The following is a 10764-nucleotide window of genomic DNA, read 5'->3' as shown; positions in this document are numbered from 1 at the left end:
CAGGCGCAGGCGACCTCGTACGACACCATGGGCCAGGTCAACCAGGCCTTCCGCAACATCGTCAACATGCTTCACGGTGTGCGCGATGGACTGATCCGCGACGCCAACAACTACGAGCAGCAAGAGCAGGCCTCGCAGCAAATCCTCAGCAGCTAGCGCTAAAAACCGCGGCTGCGTACCATTCCAGACATTAGGAGAACACCGTTATGACAATCAATTACCAGTTCGGCGATGTCGACGCCCACGGCGCCTTGATCCGCGCCCAGGCCGCGTCTCTGGAGGCTGAGCACCAGGCCATCGTTCGCGATGTGCTTGCTGCGGGTGACTTCTGGGGCGGCGCCGGTTCGGTGGCCTGCCAGGAGTTCATCACCCAGTTGGGTCGCAACTTCCAGGTGATCTACGAGCAGGCCAACGCCCACGGGCAGAAGGTGCAGAGCGCCGGCAACAACATGGCCAGCACCGACAGCGCCGTCGGGTCCAGCTGGGCCTGACACCGCCTCTTCACTCGAAGGGCCCGCACACCGTGGTGTGCGGGCCCTTTTGGCTGCCCCGGGCAACTCTGATGCGCCGGGGTGCTGTGCGAAACCGGACCGCCGCACTGCGACATTCAACGACCATGCGAAGCAACGCTTTTGGATAACTGGGATCACCCGTCGAGTTGCTTCGCCGCCCGCGCACATTTGAGAACTCTATGAACTCCGTGACAGTTGGGTGTGCGTCTTGCCAGAATGTAGGAACATGACCGCAATGTCGGGTTACGCGGGTGGCCAGCGCCCTCGCCAGGCCATCCTCGGGCAGCTGCCCAGGATTTACCGTGCCGACGGATCGCCGATCAGGGTCCTGTTGGTCGATGACGAGCCGGCGCTGACCAACTTGGTGAAGATGGCGCTGCACTACGAGGGCTGGGTGGTCGACATCGCCCACAACGGACGCGAGGCCATGGCCAAGTTCGACAAGGTCAGTCCCGACGTGCTGGTGCTCGACATCATGCTGCCGGATGTCGACGGGCTGCGGATCCTGGAACGCGTCCGCCAATCGGACACCTACACCCCGACGCTCTTCCTGACCGCGCGGGATTCGGTGATGGACCGGGTCACCGGTCTGACCGCGGGCGCCGACGACTACATGACCAAGCCGTTCAGCCTGGAAGAGCTCGTGGCGCGGCTGCGCGGGTTGCTGCGCCGTTCCGGTCAGCAGACGCCGCCCGCGGCCGAAACCCTCAATGTCGGCGACCTGCGCCTGGACACCGCCAGCCGGGAGGTGAGCCGGGGCGGCACGCAGATATCGCTGTCCTCAACCGAGTTCGAACTGCTGCGCTTCCTGATGCGCAATCCCCGCCGCGCGCTGAGCCGCACCGAGATCCTCGACCGCGTGTGGAACTACGACTTCGCCGGGCGCACCAGCATCGTGGATCTCTACATCTCCTATCTGAGGAAAAAGATCGATTCCGGCCGGGAACCGATGATTCACACCGTGCGCGGTGTGGGATACATGTTGCGGCCCCCGGAATGAGCCGGGCCCGGGACGCCCTGTCCGGCGATCTTCCGGGGTGGCTGCCCCATTCGTTACGCCGCCAGCTTTTGTTGGGCGTCCTCGCCGTGGTCAGCGTGGTGCTGATGACGGTCGGCATCGTCTCCGTGCTGAGCCTGCGGGGCTACGTCACCGCGATGAGCGACGCCGACGTCGCCGAGTCGTTGGACGCGTTGGGCCATTCGTATCACAAATACGTTCGGGGCGAACATGATCCGGCCGGCGGTGCCAAGCCACTGCCGGAGGCGATGCTGCAGTTCACCGATCAGACGCCGGGAAACCTGATCGTGGTGCTGCATGAAGGCGCCGTGATCGGGTCGGCGGTGTTCTCCGAAGCCGAAGCGCGGCCCGCACCCGCCGACGTGGTGCGCGCCGTCGAGGCGCAATCGTGGGCAAACGGCCCGCCCCGGACCGAGAACCTGGGCAGCCTCGGGTATTACCGGCTCAAGAGCCACGTCGATGGATCGGACGTGCTGATCGCCGGCGTCTCGCTGAACCTCGCCGACCAGATCATCGCCCGCAAACAACTCACCACCACCCTGCTGATCGCGGCGGCGTTGACGGTCACCGCCGGGCTCACCGTTTGGGTCGTCGGCTACACGCTGCGCCCATTGCGCCGGTTGGCGGCCACCGCTGCGGAAGTCGCCGCCATGCCGCTCGCCGACGACGACCACCGAATCAGTGTCCGGGTGCGGCCGCGTGACACCAACCAGCAGAACGAGGTCGGCATCGTCGGCCATACGTTGAACCGGTTGCTCGACAACGTCGACAGTGCGCTGGCGCAGCGCGCCGAATCCGATCTGCGAACGCGGCAATTCATCACTGACGCCAGCCACGAACTGCGGACCCCCCTCGCCGCGATTCAGGGGTACGCCGAACTCACCCGCCAGGACAGTTCGGAGTTGCCCCCGACCACCGAATATGCGCTGGCCCGCATCGAGTCGGAAGCGCGGCGCATGACGCTGCTGGTCGACGAGCTGCTGCTGCTGTCGCGCCTGGGCGAAGGGCAAGACCTGCAGAGCGAGGACGTCGACCTCGCCGAGCTCGTCGGCAACGCCGTCAACGACGCGGCGGTCGCGGCGCCGATGCACCACTGGGTGAAGGACCTACCGGCGGAACCGGTGTGGGTCCGTGGGGATCATGCGCGGTTGCATCAGCTGGTCAGCAACCTGCTCAACAATGCCCGGGTGCACAACCCGCCCGGGGTCACCGTTACGACCGCGATCGCCTGCCGCCGCGATGGTGCCGAGGCGCCATGTGCGGAGCTGACCGTGGCCGACGACGGACCGGGCATCGACCCGGAGCTTCTCCCCCGCTTGTTCGAACGGTTCGCCCGGGCGGACAACTCGAGGCTCAACGGAACGGGCACCGGGCTGGGCCTGGCCATCGTCAGTTCGATCGTCAAGGCGCATGGCGGCTCCGTGACCGCCGAATCCACCGAGGGCAGAACGGTTTTCCGCGTCCGGATCCCGATGACCGAAAAACCCGTCAGCCGCTGAAGCCCGGCATTCACGTGTGCTTGCCCGAGGCCGGTCTTTTGCGATGATTGGCTTTTTCCTCCGACAAGCGCGCTTCTCGTCGGCTCGCTTGGACATCGCATCGGCTCTGTCGTTTTCAACGCAACGCAGAATCGACGAGGTAAGCGCTCAGCTTCTCGTTCGCGAGCACGCGGGTTATGAACCAGCGCTGCATCTTTCCGAGGGTCAACGCGGTGATCCAACCACCGCTGGCCTCGGCCAGTGATTCGTCTACATCCAGCTTGGATTGCACATCGGCCGTCAGTGGCCAATATTGTCGCTTGCAAGAGCAGCAGGTTCTGCGCCCACTGATTGGACGGACACCGGAATACCTGGACGCCTGAGGTTTTGTGTCAGCGCATCAGACATGCTCGATCTCTGCCACACGGTCGTAGGCATCCCACCAGACGGCCTCATGCTCGACCGGAGAGATCGCATGAGTCGTCAGCATGCGGTCGGCCTTGATCAGCATGTCGACCAACGTCCGCCATTGGGCGTACCTGCGCAGCTCCTGCACATCGACGGTGTTGGGCATGAGGATGATCGACATCGACCTAGCTCGAACACGGGGAGGCCCGGCCCGGAAAAAGAGGAGCATGCTGATACTCAGGTAGGCGACCGCGGCGACTGTCAGCACGGTATCGGGTGAGTCCATTGCATTGCCCAACACCATGACGCACAACAGCATCAACGCGGCAGCGGTTAGCGGCCATGCACGCCACAGCCTCGCCAGCCGCCGGTCGGTGGTACTGGTTCCGGGCGGATAGACGATGAGGTTGTAGCGGCGAACACCGTACTGGCTGACCGCCGCCCCATACGATCCCCAAAGGTGGTCACCGTCGAGCAGGCGCGAGAACCACGGCGGCGCGGCTGCTCTCCCCTGTGGTGGTTCGGTAACGCCGCGTTCGACGGTTCGGTGTTGGCGATCACGCATGAATTTCGGTCTACGCCGAAAGCACGGCACGCGCCGGGATGACAACGGCATCCATACGTCCGGGGCGCCAATGTTTACGGAACCTTAATCGACCCGGTGCGCAGGATCGGCAAAAGCACCGGCCAATGCCAGAGCTTGCGATTGACGAGGCCGGCCGCCGTGGAGTTCCTCAAAACTCCTGTCCGTCATCGTGATTGGGGACACCTACTCCGATGCTGGGATGAAAAAACGTGCCGCCGTCGGTCCGGACGTCGCCGGGCGGGAGTTGCTGGCAGGTTCGAACGAACGTGCGTAAAAAAACCGTAAGGGAGCCCTGGGCCACCGTAAGAAAAGTGTCAACCAATGGCCCTATCGGACCCGCCCCAACTAACTTCAAGCTGACCTTGCCTCCGAGAAAGCGCTGCGGCTAGCTCGATGAGGCCCATTCGTATGCACGTGATCGGCCCGAACGGAGACAAGATGGGCGTGTTGGTGTACATCGTGCTCACGGTGGCGGTGTTCGCCATCCTCGGCACGATTCAGAAGCTGGTCGAGCGGCTGTGAGTTACGAAAACATCGTCGGCTTGGCGCTTTCCGTCCTTCTGGCACTGTTTCTCGCGTGCGCCTTGCTGTTCCCGGAGAGGTTCTAGTGAGCACAACAACTGCGGGCGTCATCTTCCTGCTCGTCCTCGTCGTGGCCTTGGTGCTGGTGCACGTGCCCCTCGGCGACTACATGTACCGGGTGTATACCTCGGACAAGGACTCGTATGTCGAGCGGGTCATCTACCGGCTGATCGGTGTCGACGCCCGCTCGGAGCAGACGTGGGGCGCCTACGCGCGCAGCGTCTTGGCGTTCTCGTCGATCAGCATTCTCTTCCTGTTCGTGTTCCAGCTCGTGCAAGGCAAGCTGCCGCTGCACCTGCATGACCCGGCCACGCAGATGACTCCGGGGCTGGCATGGAACACTGCGGTCAGCTTCGTCACCAACACCAACTGGCAGGCCTATTCCGGCGAGTCCACGCAGGGTCACCTGGTGCAGATGGCCGGGCTGGCGGTGCAGAACTTCGTCTCGGCGGCCGTCGGGATGGCGGTGGCGATCGCGCTGGTGCGCGGGTTCGCCCGCAGGCGCACCGGCGAGCTGGGCAACTTCTGGGTCGACCTGGTGCGCACGGTGCTTCGCATCCTGCTGCCGATTTCGATTGTCGGAGCGATCGTGCTCGTCGCCGGTGGGGCGATCCAGAACTTCCACCTGCACGACCAGGTCGTCAACACCCTCGGTGGCACGCAGCAAACAATTACCGGCGGCCCGGTCGCCAGCCAGGAAGCCATCAAGGAGCTGGGCACCAACGGCGGCGGCTTCTACAACGCGAACTCCGCCCACCCGTTCGAGAACCCGACCCGGTGGACCAACTGGCTGGAGATCTTCCTGCTGCTGGTGATCAGCTTCTCGCTGCCGCGCACGTTCGGGCGCATGGTGGGCAGCACGAAGCAGGGCTACGCGATCGCATCCGTCATGGCTTCGCTGTACGCCATCAGCGTGACCTTCATGATGTGGTTCCAGCTGCAGCATCACGGCACGGTCCCGACCGCGGTCGGTTCGGCCATGGAGGGCGTAGAGCAGCGGTTCGGCGTCGCCAACTCCGCCGTCTTCGCCGACTCGACGACGCTCACCTCCACGGGCGCGGTCGACTCGTTCCACGACAGCTACACGAGCCTTGGCGGCATGATGACCATGTTCAACATGCAGCTCGGCGAGGTCGCGCCCGGCGGCACCGGCTCGGGCCTCTACGGCATGCTCATCCTCGCGGTGATCACCGTGTTCGTCGCCGGACTGATGGTCGGGCGCACGCCGGAATACCTCGGCAAGAAGATCAACCCCCGCGAGATCAAGCTCGCCGCGAGCTATTTCCTGGTCACGCCGCTGATCGTGCTCACCGGTACCGCGATCGCGATGGCGCTGCCGGGCGAACGCGCGGGGATGCTGAACTCGGGCCCGCACGGATTGTCGGAGGTCCTCTACGCGTTCACCTCCGCCGCCAACAACAACGGGTCGGCCTTCGCCGGCATCAGTGTCAACACCAACTGGTACAACACCGCCCTGGGGCTGGCCATGGTCTTCGGCCGGTTCCTGCCGATCGTGCTCGTGCTCGCCCTGGCCGGCTCGCTGGCCAGGCAGGGCCAGACACCGGAATCGGCGGGCACGCTGCCCACTCACCGGCCACAGTTCGTCGGCATGGTCGCCGGCGTCACGCTGATCCTGGTGGCCCTCACCTTCCTGCCCATGCTCGCGCTCGGACCTCTCGCTGAAGGAATCCACTGATGACCGCGACCACCGCCGACCCGGCTGAGCAGTCGCAGCCCACCGCCGCCGCGAACACCAAACGGGTGCAGGGCGGTTTGCTCGACCCGAAGATGCTGTGGCGCTCGACGCCGGACGCGCTGCGCAAGCTCAACCCGCGCACCCTCTGGCGCAACCCGGTGATGTTCATCGTCGAGATCGGTGCGACCTGGAGCACCGTGCTGGCCATCATCGACCCGACCTGGTTCGCCTGGTTGACCGTGGTATGGCTTTGGCTCACCGTCCTTTTCGCGAACCTCGCCGAGGCCGTGGCGGAAGGCCGCGGGAAGGCCCAGGCCGAGACCCTGCGCCGGGCGAAGACCCACACGCTGGCCCGGCGGCTCAGGAACTGGCAACCCGGCGCGCCGGCCGTCGAGGAAGAGGTCGCCGCGCCGCTCCTGCAGCAGGGTGACGTCGTCGTGGTCGAGGCGGGGCAGGTGATACCGGGCGACGGCGACGTCGTCGAAGGCATTGCCTCCGTGGATGAATCGGCCATCACGGGCGAATCCGCGCCGGTGATCCGCGAGTCCGGTGGCGATCGCTCTGCGGTCACCGGCGGCACCACCGTGCTGAGCGATCGAATCGTCGTGCGGATCACCCAAAAACCCGGCGAGAGCTTTATCGACCGGATGATCGCGCTCGTCGAGGGCGCCAACAGGCAGAAGACCCCCAACGAGATCGCACTGAACATCCTGCTGGCCGCACTGACCATCATCTTCGTCTTCGCCGTCGCCACGCTGCAGCCGCTGGCGATCTATTCGAAGATGAACAATCCCGGCGTCCCAGACACCCAGGCGCTCAACACAAACGGCGTCACCGGCATCGTGATGGTGTCGCTGCTGGTCTGCCTGATTCCAACCACCATCGGCGCGTTACTGTCCGCCATCGGCATCGCCGGCATGGACCGGCTGGTGCAACGCAACGTGCTCGCCATGTCGGGCCGCGCGGTGGAGGCCGCGGGCGACGTCAACACGCTGCTGCTCGACAAGACCGGCACCATCACCCTGGGTAACCGGCAAGCCGGCGCGTTCGTCCCCCTCGGCGGCGTCACCGACGAGCAGCTGGCCGACGCCGCGCAATTGTCCAGCCTCGCCGACGAAACCCCGGAGGGGCGCTCGATCGTCGTCTACGCCAAGCAGCATTTCGGGCTGCGGGCGCGCACCCCGGGCGAACTCGCGCACGCCCACTGGGTGGAATTCTCCGCCGCCACGCGGATGTCCGGCGTCGACATCGACGGGCACCAGCTGCGCAAGGGCGCGGCGAGCTCCGTCGCGGAATGGGTGCGGGGCCAAGGCGGAAAGGTGCCCCAGCAGCTCGGCGAGCTCGTCGACGGCATCTCCGCCGGCGGCGGCACCCCGCTGGTGGTCGGGGAGAGCCGCGACGGCGAAGCGGCGGTGCTGGGCGTGATTCACCTCAAGGACGTCGTCAAGCAGGGCATGCGGGATCGCTTCGACGAGATGCGCAAGATGGGCATCCGGACCGTCATGATCACCGGCGACAACCCGTTGACGGCCAAAGCGATTGCCGACGAGGCCGGCGTCGACGACTTCCTCGCCGAGGCCACGCCCGAGGACAAACTCGCGCTGATCAAACGAGAGCAGGAGGGCGGCAAGCTGGTCGCGATGACCGGCGACGGCACCAATGACGCGCCGGCCTTGGCACAGGCCGACGTCGGCGTGGCGATGAACACCGGCACGTCGGCCGCCAAAGAGGCGGGCAACATGGTCGACCTCGACTCCGACCCCACCAAACTCATCGAGATCGTCGAGATCGGCAAGCAGTTGCTGATCACCCGGGGCGCGTTGACCACCTTCTCGATCGCCAACGACATCGCCAAGTACTTCGCGATCATCCCGGCCATGTTCGTCGCGTTGTTCCCCGGGCTGGACATGATCAACATCATGCGGCTGCACAGCCCGCAGTCGGCGATCCTGTCGGCGGTGATCTTCAACGCGATCGTCATCGTGGCGCTGATCCCGCTGTCGCTGCGGGGTGTCCGATACACGCCGAGCAGCGCGTCAAAGCTGTTGAGCCGCAATCTTTATATCTACGGCCTCGGCGGCATCGTGGCCCCATTCATCGGAATCAAGGCGATCGACCTGATCGTTCAATTCGTCCCAGGGATGTCCTGACATGAAGTTCTCGAATTTCGTCCGCGTGCATTGGGCGGCTTTCCGCGCGCTGCTGGTCCTCACGTTGGTCACCGGCATCGCCTACCCGCTGTTCATCTGGCTGGTCGCCCAGATTCCCGGGCTACACGACCAGGCGGAAGGGTCGATTCTGACCTCTAACGGCAAGCCGGTCGGCAGCCGGCTGATCGGTCAGCTGTTCACCGATAAGGACGGCAACCCGCTGCCGAAGTACTTCCAGAGCCGCCCGTCAGCGGCCGGCACCGGCTACGACCCACTCTCGACCAGCGCGAGCAACCTCGGGCCGGAGAGCATCGTCGACACAGCCGCCGACCCTGCGCAATTGGCATCCGGCAAGTCCGCTTCGGACGCGGGCTTCAAGCCGAGCCTGCTGACCACCGTGTGCTCGCGCAGCGCCGCGGTGGGCCAGCTGGAAGGGGTGGACGGGTCTCGTCCATTCTGCACGGGCGGCGGTGTGGGGGCCGTGTTGTCGGTGATCGGGCCGCGCGACGCCCGCGGCAACGTCACCCATCCGACGCGGGTGGTCAGCGTCAACGAGCCCTGCCAGGCGGTCCCGGCGCCCTTCTTGGCCCTTTACGAGGGCGTGCGGGTCGAATGCGCCAAGTATGGCGAGGACTACACGATCGGTCAGATCGTGCCCATCCGCGGCGCCGCACCCGCCAACCCCGCCGTGCCCGCCGACGCCGTCACCGCGAGCGGCAGCGGCCTCGACCCGAACATCTCACCGGCCTACGCCGACCTCCAAGTGGCCAGGGTGGCCAAGGCCCGGCACGTCAGCCCCGACGAGATCCGTCAGGTGTTGGCGCAGAACCGAAGCGGGCGCGCCCTCGGATTTTTCGGCGAGCCGTGTGTCAACGTGTTGCAGCTCAACCTGCAACTCGATCACAAATATCCAGTCTCGAGCTAGCGCGATAGGGGGATGATGGTTGACGTGAGTGTCGTTGACCACCGTCCTAAACGCGGCGAACTGCGGATATACCTCGGTTCGGCCCCGGGGGTGGGCAAGACGTACGCGATGCTCGGCGAAGCGCATCGCCGGCTGGAACGCGGCACCGACCTGGTGGCCGGCGTGATCGAGACCCACGGCCGTGCGAAAACCGCTGAGCTGCTTGAGGGCATTGAGTTCGTTCCGCCGCGCTACATCGAATACCGCGGCAGCACCTTCCCCGAACTCGACGTGCCGGCCGTCCTCGCGCGTCGGCCCCAAGTCGTCTTGGTCGATGAGCTCGCGCACACCAACACACCGGGCAGCAAAAACGCCAAGCGTTGGCAGGACGTCGAGGAATTGCTCGACGCCGGGATCACGGTGATCTCCACCGTCAACGTCCAGCACCTGGAGAGCCTCAACGACGTCGTCGCCCAAATCACCGGCATCGAACAGAAGGAGACCATCCCGGACTCCATCGTCCGCCAGGCCTCTCAGGTCGAGCTGATCGATATCACACCGGAGGCGTTGCGCCGCAGGCTCTCCCACGGAAACGTCTACGCCCCGGAGCGGATCGACGCGGCGTTGTCGAACTACTTCCGCCGCGGAAACCTCACCGCGCTAAGGGAACTCGCACTGCTCTGGCTGGCCGACCAGGTTGACACTGCGCTGGCCAAATACCGCGCCGAAAACAAAATCACCGAAACATGGGAGGCCCGCGAGCGGGTCGTGGTGGCGATCACCGGCGGCCCCGAGTCGGAGACGCTGGTACGCCGGGCATCCCGGATCGCGTCGAAGTCCAGCGCCGAGCTGATGGTGGTGCACGTCATCCGCGGCGACGGGCTGGCCGGCCTGTCGGACGCGCGGATGGCGAAGATTCGCGAGCTGGCGAGCAGCCTGGACGCCTCCCTGCATACCGTGGTCGGGGACGACGTGCCAACGGCCCTACTCGATTTCGCCCGCGAGATGAACGCCACTCAGCTGGTGATCGGCACCTCGCGCCGGTCGCGGTGGGCACGCATTTTCGAAGAGGGCATCGGCGCGACGATCGTCGAGCGGTCGGCGAAGATCGACGTGCACCTGGTTACCCACGAGGAATCCAAACGCGGCTTTCGCGCGGCATCGCTGGCGCCCAATGAGCGCCGGGTGGCGTCGTGGCTGGCGGCCTTCATCGTGCCGTCGCTCATCTGCGCGGTGATCGTGACAGCGCTGGACAGGTATCTGGGCACCAGCGGCGACAGCGCCCTGTTCTTCGTCGGCGTGTTGCTGGTCGGACTGCTGGGAGGCGTTGCGCCGGCGGTGGTCTCGGCGGTGCTGTCCAGCGCTGTCACGATCACCGCGCAGATGAGCGACGGCACGATGAAGGCCGCCAGCCACGACGCCACCCGGCG

10 protein-coding genes and 1 pseudogene are annotated in these 10764 nt (G+C 65.5%); 9 read left to right on the top strand and 2 right to left on the bottom strand.

The annotated features are described in order from the left end of the window. From A5701_RS04965 to A5701_RS04950, 4 genes and pseudogenes are all read left to right on the top strand, one after another. Positions 1-156: pseudogene (locus A5701_RS04965) on the top strand (WXG100 family type VII secretion target); the annotation flags it as partial. Positions 157-206: 50 nt separating this feature from the next. Next, a complete protein-coding gene (locus A5701_RS04960; RefSeq protein WP_046184805.1) occupies positions 207-491 on the top strand; it encodes a WXG100 family type VII secretion target in 285 nt (94 codons plus the stop codon). A 247-nt stretch (positions 492-738) separates the two neighbouring features. After that, positions 739-1512, top strand: coding sequence for a response regulator transcription factor (locus A5701_RS04955; RefSeq protein ID WP_067749427.1), 774 nt, complete (start codon positions 739-741; stop codon positions 1510-1512). Then, the gene (locus tag A5701_RS04950; RefSeq protein WP_067749426.1) at positions 1509-3029 is read left to right on the top strand and encodes a cell wall metabolism sensor histidine kinase WalK; all 1521 of its coding nucleotides are present in this window, start codon (positions 1509-1511) and stop codon (positions 3027-3029) included. The genes A5701_RS04955 and A5701_RS04950 overlap by 4 nt, the downstream gene beginning before the upstream one ends. A 115-nt stretch (positions 3030-3144) precedes the next feature. On the opposite strand, the gene A5701_RS27950 is transcribed toward A5701_RS04950, so the two are convergent. Further along, the gene (locus A5701_RS27950; RefSeq protein WP_156669919.1) at positions 3145-3300 is read right to left on the bottom strand and encodes a hypothetical protein; all 156 of its coding nucleotides are present in this window, start codon (positions 3298-3300) and stop codon (positions 3145-3147) included. 108 nt (positions 3301-3408) lie between these two features. Beyond that, positions 3409-3981: a DUF6611 family protein gene (locus A5701_RS27945; RefSeq protein ID WP_156669918.1), complete on the bottom strand. Its 573-nt coding sequence runs from the start codon at positions 3979-3981 to the stop codon at positions 3409-3411. Positions 3982-4395: 414 nt separating this feature from the next. On the opposite strand from A5701_RS27945, the gene A5701_RS29125 reads away from it, so the two are divergent. The 5 genes from A5701_RS29125 to A5701_RS04920 form a co-directional block, all read left to right on the top strand. After that, positions 4396-4524: a hypothetical protein gene (locus A5701_RS29125; RefSeq protein WP_255396786.1), complete on the top strand. Its 129-nt coding sequence runs from the start codon at positions 4396-4398 to the stop codon at positions 4522-4524. A gap of 85 nt (positions 4525-4609) precedes the next feature. Next, positions 4610-6280 carry a potassium-transporting ATPase subunit KdpA gene (kdpA, locus tag A5701_RS04935; protein WP_067749424.1) on the top strand — a complete coding sequence of 557 codons (1671 nt, stop codon included), beginning with the start codon at positions 4610-4612 and terminating at the stop codon, positions 6278-6280. Beyond that, complete coding sequence (kdpB, locus tag A5701_RS04930; protein ID WP_067749421.1) at positions 6280-8430, top strand: potassium-transporting ATPase subunit KdpB; 2151 nt, start codon at positions 6280-6282, stop codon at positions 8428-8430. The genes kdpA and kdpB overlap by 1 nt, the downstream gene beginning before the upstream one ends. 1 nt (position 8431) lies before the next feature. Continuing rightward, positions 8432-9355: a potassium-transporting ATPase subunit C gene (locus tag A5701_RS04925; protein ID WP_067749418.1), complete on the top strand. Its 924-nt coding sequence runs from the start codon at positions 8432-8434 to the stop codon at positions 9353-9355. A 12-nt stretch (positions 9356-9367) separates the two neighbouring features. Further along, positions 9368-10764: sensor protein KdpD (locus A5701_RS04920; RefSeq protein ID WP_231972768.1), on the top strand; the 1397-nt coding region annotated here is incomplete at its 3' end.

It is taken from the genome of Mycobacterium sp. E3305 (assembly GCF_001666785.1).
Classification (GTDB): Bacteria; Actinomycetota; Actinomycetes; order Mycobacteriales; family Mycobacteriaceae; genus Mycobacterium.
The sequence above is the reverse complement of the archived record's forward strand: the minus strand, read 5'-3'. Positions and strand labels throughout refer to the sequence as shown.

What these genes read in the sequence shown, in the direction of transcription:
- kdpB (WP_067749421.1), top strand. Translation starts at nt 6,280, where the DNA reads ATGACCGCGACCACCGCCGACCCGGCTGAGCAGTCGCAGCCCACCGCC.
- A5701_RS29125 (WP_255396786.1), top strand. Translation starts at nt 4,396, where the DNA reads ATGAGGCCCATTCGTATGCACGTGATCGGCCCGAACGGAGACAAGATG.
- A5701_RS27945 (WP_156669918.1), bottom strand. Translation starts at nt 3,981, where the DNA reads ATGCGTGATCGCCAACACCGAACCGTCGAACGCGGCGTTACCGAACCA.
- A5701_RS04950 (WP_067749426.1), top strand. Translation starts at nt 1,509, where the DNA reads ATGAGCCGGGCCCGGGACGCCCTGTCCGGCGATCTTCCGGGGTGGCTG.
- A5701_RS04955 (WP_067749427.1), top strand. Translation starts at nt 739, where the DNA reads ATGACCGCAATGTCGGGTTACGCGGGTGGCCAGCGCCCTCGCCAGGCC.
- A5701_RS04960 (WP_046184805.1), top strand. Translation starts at nt 207, where the DNA reads ATGACAATCAATTACCAGTTCGGCGATGTCGACGCCCACGGCGCCTTG.
- A5701_RS04925 (WP_067749418.1), top strand. Translation starts at nt 8,432, where the DNA reads ATGAAGTTCTCGAATTTCGTCCGCGTGCATTGGGCGGCTTTCCGCGCG.